A 21,527-nucleotide genomic window follows, 5' to 3' on the forward strand; every position below is an offset into this window, starting at 1 on the left:
AGATCATTTGCGGCGCATGGGTTGCTGAAGGATGTTCAGGAATGGATCGCGATCTCTGGTCCGGTCTGGCGGTGTTCGAGACAATCGCCGAGGCTGGCAGCTTCGCGCGAGCGGCGACGCGTCTTGGATTGTCCGCCTCGGCCTTGAGCCATGCGATGCGGTCGCTCGAAACGAAACTGGGCGTCCGGCTGCTCGACCGTACCACCCGGTCGCTGGCGCCGACGCTTGCAGGTGAGGAACTGCTGATGCGGTTGAGACCGGCGATCGCTTCGGTCGCGGGCGCGTTGGCCGACCTGGATAACGCCCGCGACCGACCGGCCGGGCGAATCCGGGTCAGCGCGCACCGGGTCGCGGCGCTTTACGCCATCCTGCCACGGCTGGTCGATTTTGCGCGCGCCTATCCCGACATCGCGGTTGAGCTGGTGGTCGACGACGGGTTCGTCGACATCGTCGCGGACCGTTTCGACTGCGGGGTCCGGCACGCGCAGACGCTGCAGGCCGACATGATATCGGTGCGGATCAGCGCGACGGTCCCACTCGTCTTCGTTGCCGCCCCGGCCTACCTGGCCAACCATCCCGCACCAACCGATCCCGACGATCTCGTCGCGCATCGGTGCCTATGTTACCGGTACACGTCGTCCGGCGTCGTACACCGATGGGAATTCGAGCGGGACGGCCGGACGGTGGAACGGTCGGTCCGAGGCGACTTCATCACCAACGATATCGACGTGATGCGTGGCGCCGCGGTGGCAGGGCTGGGCGTTACTTGCCTGCCGCTGCCGCACGCTGCACAGGCACTGGCAGACGGCACGCTGGTCGAAGTGCTCGCCGGCTGGGCGCCCATATTGGCGCCGAACCACCTCTATTATCCAAGCCGCCGCCAACCGACTGCTGCTTTTCAGGCGTTCGTGGCGGCGATGCGCGCCTGATCGCAAGCGGATTTCGACAAGATCAAGGGCATTTGACGATCAGGACCACGAGGCGCTTCGCTGGAGGACGTCGCTGTTAGCCTTCAAAGACCCGAGGTCATGAATGAGTGTCCGGAGTTGGGAAACGGGAAGGCTGGCTCGAACGGCTGGAAGTGGCTCTACTCGCCCAGCATGTGTCGATCGCCGCTCGGCAGTCATAATGGCGTGCAGCAGGCTGATGGACGACTGTCGATCTTCTCAGCTGCCGGTCCCAGAAAGTGGTTCTTTCCAGCGTCAAAAAAATCGGCTGAAGTCTGATTAAAATTTTGTGCCAATGCACTGGAGCAACGGTGTGTGCAGGCGGTACCTGCGCGCTAGTAGAATCAGGTATTTGCGAAAAGCTTCGCTGGGATGAAAATCCCGCCGCCCCAGCCGGTTTTCAATTATTATTAGAATACAACACCTTGCAACAAGAATCCTGCCGATTGTAGGGCAGGTATGTGGGACGGATTTGACGGGCTGTAGCCGCCGCCGATGTTGCATTGTCATGCTCTGCGTGACCTGGAGCGCGCCAAATGGCACAGGAAACACCCGACGATTTTGCTAAGGTAGCGCTGCTGGTCCATCTCCTTAGCGGTGGCGATCTGCGTTCATGTTCGATGACATCTGGACTAGGCATCGTGGACAAAGGGCAGCCAGCGCAGGACTGATGTAAGGCTGATGAGGCCGATGTAGGGCTTGGCGGTTTTGTGGTACCGGATGGCGATCCGTCGCTAACTCTTGCGTTTGTTGAACAGGCGCTTGGTTTGACTGCGCCAGCGGTACTTGCCCCGATCCTGCGCAGTCAGATTTCGGCGGTTGCGCCGAGCGGGGATCACGGCCTCGACGTTCATGTTGGTCAGGACGTCGCGGACTGCGTCGCTGTCCATGGCCTTTGTCTCCAAGTAGAGTGTCGATCCGGCCGGCGATCATGCGCATCGGCGGTCCGAAGCCTCGCGTGTCATGTGCCTGATCCGGCCTCAGCACGAAGGCGAACGCGCGACCTCTGACATCGCAACGGGCATGGAGTTTGGTGGTGAAGCCGTCGCGGATCGGCCGAGCCACTCGGCCGCGCCAGTGCCTTTTATGCCCACGGCACAATGGTGCGCCCGGACGACCGTGCTGTCGATCATGTCGGCGCGACCATCGCATTCTATCGCATTGGCCAGCGCCTCCAGCATGGCATCGAAGACACCGATCGTCGCCCAGCTATGGTAGCGGCGGAACACGCTGTTCCACTTGCCATATTCCTCCGGCAAATGCCGCCATTGCGCACTCGTCCGCGCAACCCGCAGCATGCCTTCGAAAAAGGGCCAGGTGTTGGCAGCGGGACTACAGCCGAGGCCGCGCTCTGCAGGCAAAAGCGGCCCGGTCAGCGACCATTCCTCATCTGACAAACCGATCCGCTCGCCCAAGCCGGCCTTCAAAAGGCAGCCTTGAGTCAGTGGTGAGTTACGGCGTCACGCTTTGGCCACGATGCCTTACCAGGCATCACAAACGAAATTGTTGACGTTCGTCCGAAAATTGATACGCCTTCGAACGAAAATAGGAGAGGCTACGGTGGCATCGCACATTCTAGTGATCGATCAGGGTACGACCTCTACGCGTAGTATTGTCTTCGATGGTGCGGCCCGGCGGGTGGCGATCGCTCAGGCCGAGTTTCCGCAACATTATCCTTCGCTCGGCTGGGTCGAGCATGACCCCGAGGATATCTGGCGCGACGCGCTGGCAACCGCGCGACAGGCGATTGCGGAAAGCGGCGTCGACGCATCGGCGATCGCGGCGATCGGCATCACCAACCAGCGCGAGACCGTCGTCGTCTGGGACCGCGCGACCGGCGAGCCGATCCATCGCGCGATCGTATGGCAGGACCGGCGCGGTATTTCATTGTGCCAACAGCTCAAAGCGGACGGTGCGGAGGATCTGGTGCGTCAGCGGACCGGTCTGCTGATCGATCCCTATTTCTCCGCGACCAAGCTTGCGTGGTTGCTCGATCATGTCGAAGGCGCACGTGCGCGGGCCGAGCGCGGCGAACTGGCGTTCGGGACGATCGACAGCTTTCTGTTGTGGCGGCTGACCGAGGGTAGCGTCCACGCCACCGATGTGACGAATGCGAGCCGGACGATGATGTTCAACATCCATCGGGGCGAATGGGACGCGGAATTGTGTCGCCTGCTGCGCGTGCCGATGGCGATGCTGCCCGACGTGCAGGATAACGCACATGTCTTCGGTACGACCGACCTGTTCGGGGCGGCGATCCCGATCGCCGGCATGGCGGGCGACCAGCAGGCCGCGCTGTTCGGTCAGGCCTGTTTCCGGCGCGGCATGGCGAAGTCGACCTATGGCACGGGCTGCTTCATGCTGCTCAATACGGGCGCAGAGGCAGTGGCATCGCAGCACCGGTTGCTGACGACGCCCGCCTATCGACTGGACGGCAAGACGACCTATGCCCTGGAGGGATCGATCTTCGTCGCGGGCGCGGCGATCAAGTGGCTGCGCGACGGCCTGGGCGTCATCACCCATGCCCGCGAGACCAACGACATGGCGACACGCGTGCCCGACAGCCATGGCGTCTATATGGTGCCCGCCTTTGTCGGGCTGGGCGCGCCCTATTGGGAGCCGGATGCACGCGGGGCGATCTATGGCCTGACGCTGGACGCGACGGCGGCGCATCTGGCGCGGGCGGCGCTGGAATCGGTCGCCTATCAGACGATGGACCTCGCCGAGGCGATGCGGGCCGATGCCGGCACGGGGCCTGCCATCCTGCGGATCGATGGCGGGATGGCGGCCAATGACTGGCTGTGCCGCTTCCTTGCCAGCATGATCGACACGCCCGTCGAACGCCCGGTCGACCTGGAGACGACGGCGCGCGGCGCGGCGTTCCATGCGGGGCTGGCGACCGGGGTGTGGTCGGGGCTCGATGCGCTGGAGCGGCTATGGTCGCGCGAGGCGTGTTTCGAACCGGCCATGGATGCGCCGACCCGCGCGCCGCTGGTCGCGGGCTGGCGGGATGCGGTGCAGCGGACGCTTCGGACGGTGCGATGAAGCGGCGCATCCTGATCGGCAACTGGAAGATGCATGGCGATGGCGGCTCGCTGTTGGCGATGGCGACGATCGCCGAACAGGCCGCTGCGGCGTCAGGGGTGGCGGTGGCGCTGTGTATTCCCGCGACGCTGATCCACCGGGCGGCGTCGGCGTTCCCGACGCTATCGATCGGCGGGCAGGATTGTCACCCGGCGGCGGCCGGGGCGCATACCGGCGAAGTTTCGGCGACGATGCTGCGGGAGGCCGGTGCGCGGCTCGTCCTGGCCGGCCATAGCGAGCGACGCGCGGCAGGCGAGGACGATGCACTGGTCGCCGCGAAAATCCGCGCGGCGCAGGCGGCAGGCCTTTGTGCGGTGCTGTGCGTCGGTGAAACGATCGAGATGCGGCGGCAGGGACAGGCGCACGCCATGGTCGAGGCGCAGCTTCGCCAGTCGCTTGCCGGCGTCGATCCGGCCAATCTGGTCATCGCGTACGAACCGGTCTGGGCGATCGGCAGCGGGACGACGCCGACGCCCGCCGACGTGGCCATGATGACACGGCGGATCGCGGCGCAGGTCGGGGACGTGCCAATCCTCTATGGTGGTTCGGCGACGCCGGACACGTGCGAACCGTTGTTGGCCGATGGCGGCATCGACGGTTTCCTCGTCGGCGGGGCCAGCCTGTCGCCGGTGTCGTTCGGCGCGATGATCGCCCTGCTTGAACGGGCGGGGCGGCTGGTGTCCGATCAGTGTCCGATACGCATGCAATATAATCGCCGCCGAGAATCGAATCCGGCGGTCCGGTCGATGAAGGAACCCGATGATGACGTTTGACAATCCATCGGCGCAGGCGGCGATCACGTTGTCGCGGTTCCTGATCGAACAGCAGCGCCGGGATGCGGAGAGCTGCCCCGCCGAACTGCGTCTGTTGATCGAGACGGTGGCGCGCGCGTGCAAGACGATCGGCCATGCGATCTCCAAGGGCGCGCTGGGCGACGTGCTCGGCGCGCTGGGCAGCGAGAATGTACAGGGCGAGGTCCAGAAGAAGCTGGACGTGATCGCAAACGAACTGCTGCTCGATGCCAATGAATGGGGCGGCCATCTGGCGGCGATGGCGTCGGAGGAGATGGAGACGATCCATCGTATTCCCAACCGTTATCCCAAGGGCGAATATCTGCTGCTGTTCGATCCGATCGACGGGTCGAGCAATGTCGATGTCGACCTGTCGGTCGGCACGATCTTTTCGGTGCTGCGCGCGCCGGAGGATTGCGCTGGCCGCGACGTGACCGAAGCCGACTTCCTGCAACCCGGTAGCGCGCAGGTCGCGGCGGGCTACGCGATCTATGGACCGCAGGCGCTGCTGGTGCTGACGGTGGGCGACGGGGTGTATGAATTCACTCTCGATCGCGAGGTCGGGTCGTGGCGGCTGACCGACGGGCCGATGCGCATTCCCGCCGGCACGCGCGAATTCGCGATCAACACCGCGCGGCGGCGGCAATGGTCGCCGGGGGTAAGCCGCTATATCGAGGAACGGATTCAAGGGTCCGAAGGGCCGCTCGGCATCGATTACAACATGCGCTGGACCGCATCGATGGTGGCGGACATCCATCGTATCCTGAAGCGGGGCGGCGTGTTCCTCTATCCGGCGGATCATCGCAGCGCCGGCAAGGCACGGCTGCGGCTGCTCTATGAAGCCAATCCGATGGCGATGCTGATCGAACAGGCCGGCGGGCTGGCCAGCAATGGCTATCAGCCGATCATGACCATCGCGCCGGTCGGCCTGCACCAGCGGGTAGGCGTCCTGATCGGTGATGCCGAGGAAGTACGGACGTTGACCGAGACGTACGACGGATAAGCGCGGGATCGCGGTTCCTGACGGTCGGCGGGTCGTCGGGGGCCGAGATGGGCCGAGCGATGTTCGAACGAGCGCGCGTTTCGAACATGGCGTACGCAACGAACGTCCTGCGGGGCAGCGGTGACGTGGCGTCGGGGCCGGCGGCGGCCTGTGTGTCGAACCGAACGTCTACGGTTGCGCGATCACCCTGCGGTCGCCGCCGTTCCATGCCCTAAGCCGCCAATCCGGCAAATCCATCCGTTCGGACCCGATCATCGTCTCTGCGCAGGCTGCGATTTTCCGCGCAGGCCGCGTTTTCGAACTATCCGAGAAAATTGACGAAAAAGTTCGTTTTTTCGATTGATTGCTTTCGTTCGCGCGTAGATATGTTCGTTATGCGAGTCGAAGCGAAACCTCCCGAGTTCGATCTGCTGGTCGTCGGCGGCGGCATCAACGGTGCCGGGATCGCGCGCGATGCCGCCGGCCGGGGGCTGTCGGTGATGCTGGTCGAGCAGGACGATCTGGCCAGCCACACCTCGTCGGCATCGACCAAGCTGATCCATGGCGGCCTGCGCTATCTGGAATATGGCGAGTTCCGTCTGGTGCGCGAGGCGCTGATCGAGCGCGAGCGGCTCTGGGCGATGGCGCCGCACATCATCTGGCCGCTGCGCTTCGTCCTGCCGCAGACCCAGTCGCCGCGACCGGCGTGGATGGTGCGGTTGGGACTGTTCCTCTACGACCATCTGGGCGGGCGCAAGAAACTGCCGGCGACCGAGACGGTGCGACTGAACACCTCGGCGCTGGGCGCCGGGCTGAAGGATCGCGCCGGACGCGGCTTCGTCTATTCGGATTGCTGGGTCGAGGACAGCCGGTTGGTCGTGCTGAACGCCCGCGATGCGGCCGATCGCGGAGCGCAAGTGCTGACCCGGACCCGGCTGGTGCGCGCGACGCGCGACGGCAACGGCTGGACCGCGACGATCGCGGACGGTGCGGGTGAGCGGACGGTTCGCGCGCGCATCCTCGTCAACGCTGCCGGCCCATGGGTCGCCGACGTGCTGGAGCGCAGCGGCGACCACCGCGCCGAACGGCCGGTGCGGCTCATCAAGGGCAGCCACCTGATCGTGCCGAAACTGTATGACGGCGATCATGCGCTGATGCTGCAGAATCCCGACCGCCGCATCGTCTTCGCCATTCCCTATGAACGCGATTTCACGCTGGTCGGCACTACCGACGAGCCGTGGGAAGGTGCGCCCGGCAAGGCGGCGATCGGCGCGGAGGAGACGCGCTATCTGCTCGACACCATCGCGCGTTATTTCACCCGCAGCGTCGGCGCCGACGATATCGTGTGGAGCTATGCCGGCATCCGCCCGCTCTACGACGACAATGCTGGCAGCGCGTCGGCGGTGACGCGCGACTATGTGCTCGACCTCGATGCCGATGACGGCAAGGCGCCGAAGCTCAGCATCTTCGGCGGCAAAATCACGACCTATCGCAAGCTGGCCGAACATGCGCTCGAAAAGCTGGCGCCCTTCTGTCCGGGGGCACGCGGGGCGTGGACGGCGGGCGCTACGTTGCCGGGTGGCGATTTCGCCGATTTCGACGTATATCTGGCGAAGCTGGTCGCCGAACGACCGGGGCTGCCGCGCGACCTGCTGCGTCGGCTGGTCCGCGCCTATGGCAGCTGCACACTCGATCTGCTCGGCTCGGCAACGACGCTGGCGGGGCTGGGCGACGATCTGGGCGGCGGGCTGACGACGCGGGAAGTCGATTATCTGCGAACGCGCGAATGGGCGGTCGATGCCGAGGATATCCTGTTCCGCCGCAGCAAGCTGGGACTGCATGTCCCGGCCGGCACCGCCGAGCGGCTGGCGGCGTATCTGGCCGACGCGGCGCCGGCGCTGAGCGCAGCATGATCGCGACCGACCTGCCCGATGCGGTGGCGCAGCGCCATGCCGCGATCCTCGCCGTCGCGCGGCGGACCGGCAGCGTCGCGGTCGACGCGCTGGCCGCCGAACTGGGCGTCACGCCGCAGACGATCCGCCGCGACCTGAACCTGCTGGCCGAACGATCGATGCTGTCGCGGGTCCATGGCGGCGCGGTCGTCACCTCTGGCGTCGACAATCTGGACCGCGAGGCGCGCGGCCATATCGCGGCCGAGGCGAAGGCGGCGATCGGCCGGGCCGCGGCGGCGCTGGTGCCGAACGGGGCCAGCCTGTTCATCAATATCGGTACCACCACCGAAGCGATCGCCCGTGCGCTGGTCGATCATCGCCATCTGCTGGTCGTCACCAACAATCTGAATGTCGTGTCGATCCTGGCGTCGCGACCGACGATCGAGGTCGTCGTGGCGGGCGGACGGGTGCGGCCCAGCGACGGCGCGGTCGTCGGCGCGCTGGCGATGGATTTTATCGGCGGGTTCAAGGTCGATTACGCGCTGATCGGCGCATCGGCGATCGACCGCGACGGCAGCCTGCTCGATTTCGACATCGATGAGGTGCGGGTGTCGCAGCGGATCATCGATCACGCGCGCACCACGATCCTGGCGGTCGATCGCAGCAAGTTCGGCCGACCTGCGCCGGTCCGTATCGCCGGTCTGGACCGGATCGACCATCTGGTGACCGACGCGCTCGACGATCCGCAGATCGCCGCAGCGTGCGAAGCGGCGCGGGTGAAGGTGACGCAAACCGCCTGACCGGAAACACCGGCAGGCAAGGAGAGGGAGGGGAGCATGCGGCGGATTTCCAATCTGCGCTGGTGGATCGTCGGGCTCATCTGCCTCGGCACCATCGCCAATTATCTCGCGCGCAATTCGCTGGGCGTGCTCGCGCCCGAGCTGAAATCGACGCTGTCGATGTCGACGCAGCAATACAGCTATGTCGTCGGCGCGTTCCAGCTCGCCTATACCATCGGCCAGCCGATCGCGGGGGCGATCGTCGACCGCATCGGGCTGCGCGCCGGTTTCGCGATGTTCGGCATCGCGTGGTCGCTGGCCAATATGCTCCATGCGCTGGCGGCCGGGTGGCTGGGCCTCGCGCTGTTCCGCGGGCTGCTGGGATTGGCGGAATCGGCGGCGGTGCCGTCGGGGATCAAGGCGATCGCCGAGTGGTTCCCGGCGCGCCAGCGTTCGGTCGCGGTCGGATGGTTCAATGCCGGCACCTCGCTCGGCGCGCTGATCGCGCCGCCGGTGGTGGTGGCCGTGTCGCTCTGGGCCGACTGGCGGATGGCGTTCGTCGTCACCGGCGCGGTCGGGCTGTTGTGGGCGGCGGCATGGTATGCCTTTTACCGCAGTCCGGCGATGCACCCCGCCATCACCCCCGACGAAGCGGCGCTGATCGCCGCCGATCGTCCGGCCGCCGTCGCCCCGTCGAGCGCGCGGCAGATCGTGAAGAGCGGGCGCTTCTGGGCGCTGGCCGTGCCGCGCTTTCTCGCCGAACCGGCGTGGCAGACGTTCAGCTTCTGGATCCCGCTCTATCTAGCGACCGAACGCGGCATGGATTTGAAACAGATCGCGCTGTTCGCGTGGCTGCCCTTCCTCGCCGCCGATCTGGGCGGCGTGTTCGGCGGCTATCTTTCACCGCTCTTGATGAACCGGTTCAACCTGTCGCTGATCCCGTCGCGGGTGACCGGCGTCGCGATCGGTGCCGCGCTGATGATCGCGCCGGGCTTTATTGGCCTCGCCGGCAGCCCGTATCTCGCGATTGCGCTGTTCAGCATCGGGGGCTTTGCGCATCAGATGATCTCGGTGCTGATCAACACCCTGTCTGCCGACGTCTTCACGCCGCAGGAGATCGGCACCGCCAACGGCTTTATCGGGCAGGCGGGGTGGACCGGCGGGCTGCTCTTCTCGCTGCTGATCGGGCAGCTCGCCGACGTCACCGGCTATGCGCCCCTGTTCGCCGCGCTGTCGCTGTTCGATGTGATCGGCGCGGTCGTGCTGATCGCCTGCCTGCCCATCCTCTCCCGGCCCAAGGAATCCCGATGAGACGCGCCACGCTTTCGAACCCGCCGCGCTTTGCGCTGACCGAACGGGCGCGGGGTCGGCTGACGCTGACCGCCGATACCGGCGCGGTCGCGCATCTCTTCGTGCTGGAGGAGGATGTTGCGCGGTTGCTGCTGCTGGGCGACGGGACCGTCACCAGCCCGCCGAGCTGGGCGATCGCGCCGGGCGCCACCGATATCGCCGAGCCCGGTCGCGACCGGATGGCCGTGGCGGGTTTCACCTGTCCCGACCCCATGGTTTCCGAAGCCGACGACACGATCACCGTTACGACGCAGCGGCTGCGCGTCACCATCCGCCGCCACGGCCTGCATTGCACCTGGGAGCAGCGCGACGGCGACGACTGGCATCTGATGGCGACCGACCGACCAACGCAAGCCTATGACTTTGGCTGGTGGGACGGACGCGCGCACCATTATGTCGCGCGGCGGCCGGGCGAGCGCTTCTATGGCCTGGGCGACCGGACCGGCGATTGCGACCGGGCGGGGCGGTCGTTCCGACTGACCAATGTCGACCCGATGGGCTTCGATGCGGAGACGAGCGACCCGCTTTACAAGTCGATCCCCTATCTGCTCGTCGCCGACGCCGAGGGCCGGTGTCATGGCAGCTTTTACGACAGCAGCGCCGATATCACCGTCGATCTGGGGCGCGAGCTCGACAATTATCACGGTCTCTACCGCCATGTCGTCGCCAGCCATGGCGATGTCGACCTGTGGATGATCGCCGGGCCCGATCCGCTGACGGTGACGCAGCGCTTTACCTGGCTGACCGGTCGCCCGGCGCTGATGCCGCGCTGGTCGCTCGGCTATTCGGGGTCGACCATGACCTATACCGATGCGCCTGATGCAGCGGCGCAGATGGGCGGATTCCTCGACAAGCTGGCCGAACATGATCTCGGCTGCACGTCCTTCCATCTGTCATCGGGCTATACGTCGATCGGCGACAAACGGTACGTGTTCCACTGGAACCGCGACAAGTTCCCCGACCCCGCCGGCTTCGTCGCCAGCTATGCCGATGCCGGCGTCCGGCTGGTCCCCAATATCAAGCCCGCTCTGCTGCGCAGCCATCCGCGCTATGACGAGGTCGCCGCCGCCGGCCTGTTCGTCAACGACGCCGACGGACACCCGGTCGAGGCGCAGTTCTGGGACGAGGTCGGCAGCTATATCGACTTCACCAACCCCGCCGCCGCCGACTGGTGGCGCGCGCAGGTGCGCGATGCGCTGCTCGACCAGGGAATGGTCGCGACGTGGAACGACAATAACGAATATGAGCTATGGGACGCCCGCGCCCGGTTCGCCGGGTTCGGCAAGGCCGTTCCGGCGGCGGCAATGCGCCCGGTGCTGCCGCTGCTGATGACCCGCGCGTCGCGCCGCGCGCAGGTCGAGGCGCGGCCCGACGAACGGCCCTATGTCGTCACCCGCTCGGGCATGGCCGGGCTGCAACGCTATGCCCAGACATGGAGCGGCGACAACCGCACCGAATGGAAGACGATCCGCTACAATGCGCGGCAGGCGATCGGCCTTGCCCTGTCGGGGGTGTCGAACAGCGGTGACGATGTCGGCGGCTTTTCGGGACCTGCACCGTCGCCCGAACTGCTGGTGCGCTGGGTCCAGGCGGGTGTGCTGATGCCGCGCTTCTCGATCCATAGCTGGAACGACGACCGCACCGTCAACGAACCGTGGATGCACCCGGAAGCGACGCCGGCGATCCGCCGGCTGCTGGCGTTGCGGCAGACGCTGGTACCGTTCCTGTACGACCTGCTGCTGCGCTATCATCGCGACTATGCGCCGATGGTGCGTCCGCTCTGGCTGGATTTCCCGAGCGATCCGGCGGCGTGGGGCGAGGGCGACGACCATCTGCTTGGGACCAATCTGCTGGTGCCGCTGCTCGTCGAGCCGGGCGTGGTCGAGCGCGACGTCCGGCTGCCGGTCGGTGCCGACTGGATCAATGTCTGGACGGGCCGGCGCTTCGCAGGCGGCAGTACCGCACGACTGGCGGCATCGCTCGACGGACCGCCGCCGCTGCTGGCGCGGGCGGGATCTGCGATGCTGGTCGATCTGGCGACGGGCGGTTGGCGTCCGGGCGCGATGCAGCTCGGCATGTGGCTGTTCCCACCGGAAACGGGCGCATTCGACTGCGATGCGTGGGAGGATGCCGGCGACGGGCATGGCGCGCCGTGGCGCTGGTCGGTGACCGGCTCCGCCGATGCCGCGTCGGTGCGGTTGCAGGTCGCGTGCGATGGCGTCCCGGCAGGACGCGCCATTACCATGTTGCTGGCGCCGGGCGACCACCGCGAAATGCTGGTCGAGGGTGGCGAACCGGTCGAGATTGCAGGGCGACGAGGCATGCGGCTTATGCGATAACGACAGTAGCCCCGCAAATTCAATTCAGTGTTCGGCATAAATTGGCCGGTCGCATTTGTGCGTCTCAAATACTTGCATAGTGACAATGCTTATTTGTCAGTCCATTCTAGATAAATATACTTGATATGGCCTGACCAATATGGAAGATGAGCGGATCGGGTGACCGCGGAGAGTCGCCGAAATCAAAATTGCATTGGGGAGGGTTCGATGAAGCTCATGCATTCGGTATGCCACGCCGCGCTGATCGTCGCGGCAACGGTCGCGGCGCAGCCGACACTGGCGCAGGACGCGGATCAGGTCGCAGCGCAGACGCCGCCCGGTGCGCTGACCGCCGATCAGCAGAGCGCGCCCAACGGCCCGACCAGCGAAGTCGCTCCCAGTCCCGACGATGCCGGCGAAATCATCGTCACCGCCAACAAGCGCGCCGAGAATGTGCAGAAGGTGCCGCTCGCCGTATCGGTGATCGCACCGGCGCAACTGGCGAGCGCGGGCGTGCGCAACTTTGCCGATATCGGCAAGATCGCCCCGTCGCTGGTCGTCCGCCCGGCCGAACAGCCGCAGAACTCGAATATTTCGCTGCGCGGCGTCGGCACCTTCGCCTTCGGCATCGGCGTGGAATCGAGCGTGGCGGTGATGGTCGACGAAGTGCCGCTGGCGTTCCAGGCGCGCGCTTTCACCGATCTTCCCGATGTCGAGCGGATCGAGGTGCTGCGCGGGCCGCAAAGCACGCTGTACGGCAAGTCGGCCTCGGCGGGCCTGATCAACCTGATCACTCGCAACCCGACCGATACGCTGCGGGTGCGCGGCAATGCGCTACTGACGACCGATGAAGAGCGCGGGCTGAATTTCAGCGTGTCCGGCCCGGCGGGCGACAATCTGGGCTATGTCGTGTCGGCAGCCTATAACTATTGGGACGGCAATGTTCGCAACGTGGTCAATGACAAGGAGGTCAATGGCCGCGAAACGCTGAACCTGCGCGGCAAGCTGCGCTGGGAACCGACCAGCGACGCCTCGCTGACCGTCGCCGCCAATTACATCAACGGCAACAGCGACGTGGGGCGCCCGTTCCTGCGCTTCGGCCAGAATGCCCGGTTGCGCGGGATCGCCGGCCAAACGCCGGACGTGGTGCTGCCCGGGGTGATGATCGGCCCGGACAATCAGGACATCGCCAACAACTACGATTCCCGCACCAAATATCAGGGCGGCGGCGGCTATATTCGCGGCGAGTTCGCGCTGGGCGACATGAACCTCGTCACGATCAGCTCCTACGACAGGTTCCACCTGTACGACTATCTCGACCATGACGATACGGCCGCGACCGTGGCGCAGGGCAGCAATATCCAGGTCGGCCAGTTCAAGTCCGAACAGGTGACCGAGGAAGTCCGCCTTCAGTCTCTGAGCGAGCAGCCGTTCCGCTACACCATCGGTGCCTATGTCGCGGGCGTGAAGTTCGAACGGCCCTTCTTCCGCGGGCCGTCCTTCTCGCTGGCCAACTGGTATGCCACGGCGCGCTCGCGGCAGGTCGCGGGCTTCGTCCAGGCTGACTGGTCGGTGATCGACGCGCTGACGCTGACCGGCGGTGCGCGCGTGCAGAACGAACGCGTATCCTATACCTTTGCCGACGATCTGGCGCGCACCCGCTATGCCGGCAATGCCAGCGACACGGCGGCGACCTACCGCCTCAGCGCGCGCTATGATTTTACGCCCGACATCAACGGCTTCCTGACCTATGCGACAGGGTATAAGGGGCAGACCTACGACCTGACGACCGGGTTCAACCTGAACCGGGCATCGGCAGGACCGGTCCGTCCGGAACGGTCGCGCGACAAGGAACTCGGCATCCGCAGCCAGTGGTTCAACCGCCGCCTGACGCTGAACGCGACGCTGTTCGACACCAATTATCGCAACCTGCAGGCGCAGACCATCGAGACGCTGGCCGATGGCACCTCCAACTACCGCCTAACCAATGTCGGACGGCTGAACACCAAGGGCGTCGAGGTCGAGAGTTCGTTGCGACTGGGCGAGGATCTCAGCCTGAACGGCGCGGTCACCTATCTCGACGCGCGCTATACCAGTTTCGACGTCGCGCAATGCTATCCGCTGCAGACCGCGGCGCAGGGGTGCACCGGCACGCCAACCCGCCAGAACCTGACCGACACCCGCGTGATCCAGGCGCCGGAATGGAAGTTCAACCTCGGCGGCGATTATTCGCCCGCGCTGACCGAGAACCTGCGCGGTATCGCCCAGTTCAACTGGCAATATCAGAGCAGCCTGTATTTCCAGCCGCGCGACCCCGAGACGTTCCAGCCCGCCTTCCACATCGTCAATATCGGGCTGGGCGTGCGTGACGAAGATCGCCGTTGGGAAGTCGTGGCGTTCGTCAACAACCTGTTCGACCAGCAATATTACGGGTCGCTGGTCAACACCGCCGGCAATTTCGGCGGCAATATCGCCACGCAGGCGGTCCTGCCGCGCGATTTCCGTCGCTATGCCGGTATCCGTGCCGGCGTGAACTTCTGATCGCGGCGGCCGGGAGCGGCACCATGGCGCGGTGGAGCAGGGCGATCGCCGGTCTCGGCATGGCGCTGGCGCTGGTGGCGGCGGCCGAGCCCGACGCGCCGGCGCGGCCCGGCGTCGATGCGCCCGAACTGGCTGCACTCGGGCGCTATCCGATCGGCGTCGCCGATACGGTGTTCGTGCAGCGCGACCAGCTCTATCCGCTTCCCGACGGTTCCGATCCGAAGCCGGCCGACCGGCGGCTCGCGGTAAAGATCTGGTATCCGGCCGCGGCCGGTGCCGGGGGCGGCACGACCTATCGCACCGCGCTGCCCGGGGAGGACGGCCGGCCGGTCGCCTTCACCGTGCCGGGTCTTGCCACGCCCGCGGCGGTGACGGCCCGCGGGCGCTTCCCGCTGGTGATCCTGGCGCACGGCTATAGCAACACGCCCGAGCTACTGTCGTGGCTCGGCGAGAATCTGGCCAGCAAGGGCTATGTCGTGGTCGCGCCCGCCTTTGCCGATCCGTCGATCACCATTCGCACGCCCGAGGCTCAGGCGGGGCCGCTGGCGCGTCGCCCGCTTGATATCGTGTTCGTCGCGGCCGAGGCGCAGCGGCGCGCCCGTGCCGGCGAAGGGCCGCTGGCGGTTGCCGATCCGGGCGCGACCGCAGTGATCGGCTATTCGATGGGGGGGTATGGCGCACTCGCGGCGGCAGGCGGGCGGCTTGGCACGTCGCTCGGGCCTGCGACGCGCGGCGTGCTCACCCCCTATGTCGCGGATGGCGCGCAGCGGAGGGTTCTACGGGTCAACGGGTTGAAGGCGGTGGTAGCGATCGCCCCGCCCAGCAACTTGCGCGACCGGGTGCTGTGGGCCGAGGACGGCATGGCATCGATCACGGCGCCGACCCTGTTCATCGTCGGCAGCCAGGACCGCGTCGTCGGCTATGATCCCGGCGTACGCACCCTGTTCGAACGGGCGAGCGCGACACGCCGCTACCTGCTGACCTTCCGCGATGCCGGGCACAGCATCGCGTTGGTCGGCGCACCGGCGGAGATGCGATGCAACTTCTGGAATCTGGACTGGTTCGAGGACGCCGTCTGGCGCAAGGATCGGTTGCTGGCGGTGCAGGCGCACTTCATCACGGCGTTTCTGGACCGCTATGTGAAAGGCGACGCCACACGGGCCGACTATCTCGACGGACTGGTGCCGGATTCCAGCGCCGGAAGCTGGGCGAACAGTCCCGCTGGTCGCTATGCGGGGTATAGTCCGGGGCCACCGGCCTCGACTATCTGGAAGGGGTTCCAACCGAGCCGACGCGCCGGCCTGCTGTTCGAAGCACTCGGCCAGTTCCCGTAATAGGTTCTCGTTCACGCCATGCGCCGACATGGTCCGGTAGCGGCGCGCTCAACCGCACGTTGTCTACGTGGCGGTCGCCGGCTGTGACCTGTTCATCCTCAAGCGTCCGGGGCGGATAGGAGCTATTCCGATGCCAATCGCCCAGCAGATCGCACCGAGGACGCCACAATCCCGGCGGCGCGGATAGCGGGAAGGTTCAAGTCGCGCTCCTATATCGTTGCGGCGGCAGGGGCGGCCCAGACGCTGTCGCGCGGCCCCGCCACGGCCCGCCGCCGGGCGGCGCGCGCCATGACGGCGAAACCCGCCGCACCGAGGAGCGCGACCAAATCGACAAGTCGGCTCGCGCCGGCATGGCTCCAGCCTTGGGCCAGCACAGGCGACAGCAGGGTGGTGAGCGGAATGGCGGCGGTCGCTGCAGCGGCGAGCCACAGCAATTCCGATCCGCTGCGCGCCGCGCCGCGTACCAGTGCCCAGAGGACGGCCGCGACGAACACCAGATAGTAGATGCGGCTATGCCATATGGCGAGATCGCCCTTGTCGGCGGGAAGCCATTTGGCGGCAGCGATCGTCAGCGAGATGCCGGCGATACAGCCCAGCGGCACGCCTGTCGTCAGGCTCCCGAGGATGCGGGTGGCGCGGGTCTGTGTCACCGCACCCGCCTTGCGCTCCTTGCGGCGGCGGCTCTCGATCCAAAGGAGATTGCCCGAGTAGAACAGGAACGCACCGGCAAGACCCAGGAGGAAATACGACCAGCGCACGGGCGCACCACCGAAGCTGCCGAAATGCAGCGTGAAGAAGGATGTCACCGCCGCGAACCAAGGCCCCTGCCGCCCCGGCAGATAGTCGGCGCCAGTAATCGCGCCGGTGCGCGTGTCGATCTCCGCCCGACCATAAGTCGGCGCGCGCATGCCATAGCGCGGATCGACGCCGGTGATGTCGCCGTGCGCACCGTCCTTTGCATCGTAGCGATAGGTGATAGAGCGGAGCGCGAAGCCGGGTGCCTGGGTCGCAATGCGCCGTTGCAGTTCGGCGGGCGACAGCGTGCCTTGCACTGCCTCGAACGCGGGCGGCTGCGCCGGCCCGGACCGCGATGACGCGTCCCGTTCGCCCCTGGCCGCACCGACCTGATACACCGCGCCCTGCATGTCGTAGATCTGGTCGTGGAAGGCGAAGATGACGGCGGTTATCGCCATCACGATGTGAAACGGCAGACTGAACAGCCCGAGTAGATTGTGCAGGTCGAGCCACATCCGCTTGACGTTCTTGCCGAAGCGCAGCGCGAACAGGTCCTTCACCAGACTGGGCAGCAAACAAATGACGCCGGAGATGATTGCCACGGCGTAGAGCAGCGAAATTATGCCCATGACCGGCATCGCCGCGCTGCGGCTGATCGGCAGGCCGACCTTCTGGTGGAGCACGTCGATGAACTCCGCGACCGCCGAGGCGTCCTGTCGGATCACCTGCAACGTGCCGTTGGGCGCAAGCGCGGCGAGGAAGGTCGGGCCGGGCGCGCGGCGGGTGCCGGTGGTCCAGCTCACCCGCGCGGGCCGATCGGGACCGGTCCCGAGATGCACGGTATAGGCCGCGCGCGCGTCCGGTCGGATGCGCAGCACCTTTTCGATCAACTCGGACGTACGATTGAGCGACGGCGGGGTCGCGATGACCGTCGGCGCGGACGCCCAGCGGTTCAGCGGCTCCGCGAACATCGTGATCGCGCCGGCGTAGAAGGCGATGAACAGCGCCAGTCCTGCGACGATGCCGACCCAGCTATGGACGTCCTTATAGGTCTTTACGATATCGGTTCGCATCGGCGATCATCCGAGAAGAAGGCGAGTGGCAACGAAGAGCGCCCACGCCAGCAGGTTGGCGAGCGCGAGCCAGCCCCATGCCCGCGCGCTGCTGCCGAACAGGAAACAGAGGCCGAGGATCGCGCACAAGATTGGCGACGCAAGCCACATGGCGAGCTGTCGCTGCGCGCTGAAGACGTCGTCGTCGGTCGCGCACAGGGTCGCGAACGTACAGGTCAGCGCCAGCGTGAGGGGAAAGCCGAGGATGGCGGCGGCCGATACCTTGCCGAACCAGTTGCGACTGGTGAGCGGCGGGCGGCTCATCGCGCCGCCTCTTGCCGGAACCGCCACCAGCGGACGACGGCGGGCACGATGCTCCACACCAGCATGGCGCCCGTCGCCCAAGTGAAAACGGCGGTCGCCGGTCCCTCTATCGTCAGCAGCAGGATCAGCGCGATAACCAGAAGTAGCGCCCCCGCCATCCGATAAGGGCGGCTGCCGGCGCCATGACGTACCAGCGCCTGATGCGGTGTGCCGGCATAGACGCTCAATGCCCCGCCGATCGTCGCGAATGCCGCGCACCACGCCGCGATTATCGTTCCGCTCCCGAGAAGGCGAAGCGGATCGCGGGGGCCATCACTGCCAGCATGGTCGTTCCGTGGGACTGGCCGGGCAGTGGCAGGAAGCGTGCCCTACCAGCGTCCGCCACCCGGTCGATCGACCGAATCAGTTCGGTCGGAGCGACGGCGGCGTCATCGCCTTCGGCGATCAATATCGGAGGCACATGCTTGGCCGTCGCGACCTCACGCGCGATCAGGCCATCCCCGAACCACAGCGACGGACTGACCGCGACCACGCCACTGAACATCGCCGGACGCGTCAATGCCGCATGGAGCGCGAGCAGACCGCCGAAACTGTGCCCCAGCAACGTCTCCTGCGAACGATCGACCTGCCAGCGCTGGCGGACCAGCGGCTGCACCCGCCGCCCGACGAGATCGAGAAACGCTTCGGCCCCGCCCGTGGTCATGCCGCTGGCAGGCCGGTTCGCGGGGATCGTCCAGCCCGGGGTCGCGGGCGTATAGTCGCGGGTGCGACGTGGCAAAGGCCCGGCCGCGATCCCGACGACAATCCCGTTGGAGATGCCCGTTCGCGCAGCGGCGCGCGCCAGCCGACGGGCGGTGAGCGCCGCGATCGCGAAATTGTCCTCGCCGTCCAGGACATACAGGACCGGGTAGCCGGCGGGTGGTGGAGGTCCCTCCGGCCAAGCGATCATGATGCGATAAGCCTCGCCGTTTTCAGCATGGACGACCTGCTCGACGCTGTTCGACAGCGTGTAGGGCGTCGTCGCTGAAGGCTCCTTCGTGACCGGCGCACCGGGCGCCGCCGACATGAGCATCACCGCCGCAAACACGCTCACCACCGGTATTGCAGCCGCAGGTTCAGCGTCCGTCCCGATCCGTAGAAACAGGCCGCAGGCGACGAGCAGAGTGCGACAAAGCGATGGTTGGTCAGGTTGCGCGCATTGACCGACAAGATGATGCCGTTCTCAAAAGCCTTGCGCAGGAACAGGTCGTACAAGGTGTAGCTGGGTACGCGATACACATTGGCGGTATCGCCGTATGACACGCCGACATAGCGCGCCCCGCCGCCCAGTCCGACTCCGGCCAGCGCGCCGTCCTCGTCAAAGCGATAGTCGGCGAACAGCGACCCCATCCAATCGGGCACCTGCGCCAACCGGTTGCCCTGCTGCCCGGGCGCGCCGCGCGTGATCTCGCTGTCCATATAGGTGCCGGTCGCGATCATACTGAGCCCGCCGACCAGCGTCGCCTTGCCTTCCAGTTCGATCCCCCGGATGCGGCCCTGTCCGGTCTGGACCTGGCAGGTCGTGCCCGCGCAGACATGGCTTTCGTCCGGGTCGGGACTGGCGAGGTTGTTCTGGGTAAGCTGGTACAGCGCGGCAGTGAGCAACGCGTTGCTGCCATGCGGCTGGTATTTGACGCCGGCCTCATATTGCTCGCCGGTCGTCGGCTTGAACGGCGTGCCGTCGAAATACTGGCCAGTGGTCGGCTGGAACGAGGTGGAGTAGCTCGCATAAGGCGCGATGCCGCTCAGCGAAACCCAAGTGACCCCCGCCCGCCACGTCGGTTTGTCCGCCTTGGTCAGTGTTACCGGATCGGTGGTGCCGGTCGCCAGTTCGTTGACCTGATGGTTCTTCGCCCAGTCATAGCGCGCGCCCAGCGTGACATGAAGCTGGCCAAGCATGATCTGATCCTGACCATAGGCGCCGACCTGTTCCAGCCGTGCATTCAGATGGACTTGCGGCGCAAGCGTCTGAAGGACCCTGCCGATGCCCTGCGACACGGGGTTGAAGATGTCCGGCATCGGCGGAACGGCCGTCGACAGGTCGCGCAGGTGCCGCCATTCGGTATCGAGCATGTCGACACCGAACAGCACGCGGTGTTGCAGCCGACCGGTGTCGATCCGGCCTTCGATCTGCGTATCCAGGCCATAGCCATCGGAATGACCGATGCCCTGCACCGCGCGACGATTGATCGTCTGCCCGTTGGCGAGCGTCCCTCCGCGCAGCACGGTTCCCTGGAACAGCGTTTCCACGCGGGTGTAACGGCCATTCTGCCGCAGCTCGAACCGGTCGGAAAAGGCGTGCCGCAACGCGTATCCGACCAGATACTGGTTGCGGTCATAGGTGTTGAACTGCGGCTCGCCCAGAAACGCGTCGAGGCGGATATGGCGGCCGCCTGCGCCCGGCTGCTGCGATCCGACATAGGGTAGGAACTGGAAGGTCGATCCGCCCTCGTCGCGCTGATACTGACCCATCACCGTGATGCTGGTGGCCGCATCGGGCACCCAGGAGAGGCTCGGCGCGATATAGTAGCGCCCGGTTTCGATCGCATCGATCTGGGCATCGCCATAGCGTGCGAGGCCGACGAGCCGCGCGCGGATCGTGCCGTCGGCGGTCAGTGGCCCCGACACGTCCGCCGCACCCTGATATTGCCATTTGCCGAGGTCGGTGAACCCGGCCCCCTGAAGCATGATCTCGCCGCGCGGTTGCGCGGTCGGGCGCTTCGTCACCAGATTGACGATGCCGCCGGGAGCCACCTGCCCGAACAGCACCGCCGAGGGGCCCTTCAACGCCTCGATCTGTTGGAGCGCAAAGGGATCGAAGGCGGTGCGCGTCCATTGCCCGCCCGCCGGCAGGCGAATGCCGTCGAGGAACAGATTGTCACTGAAGCTTCCCGCCGAAAAGCCGCGGACCGAAAAGCTGTCGGCGCGGCTGTCGATGCCGTCCTGCTCGGCCTGGACACCGGCGGTATAAGCGAGCGCCTCGGTCACGCTGTGGACCGCGCGGACGTCCAGTTCCTCGCGGGTGATGACCGAGATCGACTGCGGCACCTCGATCAGCCGCGTCTTGGTCTTCGTGCCCGACGTCGCCTGGGTCTGTCCCGTCGCGGTCACGACGATATCCGTATCGCGCAGCGCGTCGCCATTGTCCTGCGCCGCCACCGGCGATGCTGCCGAGGACAGCATCAACCCAATACCCCAATATAACTTCATGGGTCTCCCGCCCCCTATGTTCGCCGTCCCCGACGGCGCGTTTCCCGAAAGATTTCGAAGGGCATCTAGTAACCACAGATAATGCGAGTCAATCGCATTTGATAAGTGGCTGGGATGGCTGGAAGTCTGATAAGGTCGCAGCCCTGCCG

At 66.1% G+C, this 21,527-nt stretch carries 17 protein-coding genes; 10 read left to right on the top strand and 7 right to left on the bottom strand.

Annotated elements, in window-relative coordinates:
- Positions 1-41 precede the first annotated feature (41 nt).
- Complete coding sequence (locus AAIO73_RS03735; RefSeq protein ID WP_345876393.1) at positions 42-929, top strand: LysR family transcriptional regulator; 888 nt, start codon at positions 42-44, stop codon at positions 927-929.
- Positions 930-1,681: 752 nt separating this feature from the next.
- Here AAIO73_RS03735 and AAIO73_RS03740 read toward each other — a convergent pair.
- Together AAIO73_RS03740 and AAIO73_RS03745 are read right to left on the bottom strand one after the other, a co-directional pair.
- Positions 1,682-1,837 (bottom strand): hypothetical protein, encoded by a 156-nt coding sequence (locus AAIO73_RS03740; RefSeq protein WP_345876395.1) that lies wholly within the window; start codon positions 1,835-1,837, stop codon positions 1,682-1,684.
- A gap of 90 nt (positions 1,838-1,927) precedes the next feature.
- Positions 1,928-2,362 (bottom strand): transposase, encoded by a 435-nt coding sequence (locus AAIO73_RS03745; RefSeq protein ID WP_345876397.1) that lies wholly within the window; start codon positions 2,360-2,362, stop codon positions 1,928-1,930.
- A gap of 145 nt (positions 2,363-2,507) precedes the next feature.
- On the opposite strand from AAIO73_RS03745, the gene glpK reads away from it, so the two are divergent.
- The 9 genes from glpK to AAIO73_RS03790 all read left to right on the top strand — a co-directional run bounded on the left by glpK (position 2,508) and on the right by AAIO73_RS03790 (position 16,018).
- Positions 2,508-3,992, top strand: a complete 1,485-nt coding sequence (gene glpK / locus AAIO73_RS03750) for a glycerol kinase GlpK (RefSeq protein WP_345876398.1) — start codon at positions 2,508-2,510, stop codon at positions 3,990-3,992.
- Positions 3,989-4,804: a triose-phosphate isomerase gene (gene tpiA / locus AAIO73_RS03755; protein ID WP_345876399.1), complete on the top strand. Its 816-nt coding sequence runs from the start codon at positions 3,989-3,991 to the stop codon at positions 4,802-4,804. The genes glpK and tpiA overlap by 4 nt, the downstream gene beginning before the upstream one ends.
- Positions 4,791-5,825, top strand: coding sequence for a class 1 fructose-bisphosphatase (locus tag AAIO73_RS03760; protein WP_345876400.1), 1,035 nt, complete (start codon positions 4,791-4,793; stop codon positions 5,823-5,825). The genes tpiA and AAIO73_RS03760 overlap by 14 nt, the downstream gene beginning before the upstream one ends.
- Before the next feature lie 365 nt (positions 5,826-6,190).
- Complete coding sequence (locus tag AAIO73_RS03765; RefSeq protein WP_526023759.1) at positions 6,191-7,717, top strand: glycerol-3-phosphate dehydrogenase; 1,527 nt, start codon at positions 6,191-6,193, stop codon at positions 7,715-7,717.
- Entirely contained in the window at positions 7,714-8,496 is a 783-nt protein-coding gene (locus AAIO73_RS03770; protein WP_345876403.1) for a DeoR/GlpR family DNA-binding transcription regulator, read from the top strand. The genes AAIO73_RS03765 and AAIO73_RS03770 overlap by 4 nt, the downstream gene beginning before the upstream one ends.
- Before the next feature lie 36 nt (positions 8,497-8,532).
- Positions 8,533-9,786, top strand: a complete 1,254-nt coding sequence (locus tag AAIO73_RS03775; protein WP_345876404.1) for an MFS transporter — start codon at positions 8,533-8,535, stop codon at positions 9,784-9,786.
- Positions 9,783-12,164, top strand: a complete 2,382-nt coding sequence (locus tag AAIO73_RS03780; protein WP_345876406.1) for a glycoside hydrolase family 31 protein — start codon at positions 9,783-9,785, stop codon at positions 12,162-12,164. Before AAIO73_RS03775 ends, AAIO73_RS03780 begins: the two co-directional genes overlap by 4 nt.
- 207 nt (positions 12,165-12,371) lie before the next feature.
- Entirely contained in the window at positions 12,372-14,684 is a 2,313-nt protein-coding gene (locus tag AAIO73_RS03785) for a TonB-dependent receptor domain-containing protein (RefSeq protein ID WP_345876407.1), read from the top strand.
- 23 nt (positions 14,685-14,707) lie between these two features.
- Positions 14,708-16,018, top strand: a complete 1,311-nt coding sequence (locus tag AAIO73_RS03790; RefSeq protein WP_345876408.1) for an alpha/beta hydrolase family protein — start codon at positions 14,708-14,710, stop codon at positions 16,016-16,018.
- 209 nt (positions 16,019-16,227) lie between these two features.
- Here AAIO73_RS03790 and AAIO73_RS03795 read toward each other — a convergent pair whose 3' ends face one another.
- The 5 genes from AAIO73_RS03795 to AAIO73_RS03815 are packed head-to-tail and all read right to left on the bottom strand — an operon-like array spanning position 16,228 to position 21,378.
- Positions 16,228-17,826, bottom strand: coding sequence for a PepSY-associated TM helix domain-containing protein (locus tag AAIO73_RS03795; protein ID WP_345876410.1), 1,599 nt, complete (start codon positions 17,824-17,826; stop codon positions 16,228-16,230).
- Positions 17,827-17,832: 6 nt separating this feature from the next.
- Entirely contained in the window at positions 17,833-18,129 is a 297-nt protein-coding gene (locus tag AAIO73_RS03800) for a hypothetical protein (protein ID WP_345876411.1), read from the bottom strand.
- Positions 18,126-18,356, bottom strand: coding sequence for a hypothetical protein (locus AAIO73_RS03805; RefSeq protein ID WP_345876413.1), 231 nt, complete (start codon positions 18,354-18,356; stop codon positions 18,126-18,128). The genes AAIO73_RS03800 and AAIO73_RS03805 overlap by 4 nt, the downstream gene beginning before the upstream one ends.
- Positions 18,357-18,397: 41 nt before the next feature.
- Entirely contained in the window at positions 18,398-19,222 is an 825-nt protein-coding gene (locus AAIO73_RS03810; RefSeq protein ID WP_345876416.1) for an alpha/beta hydrolase, read from the bottom strand.
- Complete coding sequence (locus AAIO73_RS03815; protein ID WP_345876417.1) at positions 19,219-21,378, bottom strand: TonB-dependent siderophore receptor; 2,160 nt, start codon at positions 21,376-21,378, stop codon at positions 19,219-19,221. The genes AAIO73_RS03810 and AAIO73_RS03815 overlap by 4 nt, the downstream gene beginning before the upstream one ends.
- Positions 21,379-21,527: the final 149 nt, after the last annotated feature.

Source organism: Sphingomonas epibiotica (assembly GCF_039615155.1).
Taxonomy (GTDB): Bacteria; Pseudomonadota; Alphaproteobacteria; order Sphingomonadales; family Sphingomonadaceae; genus Sphingomonas.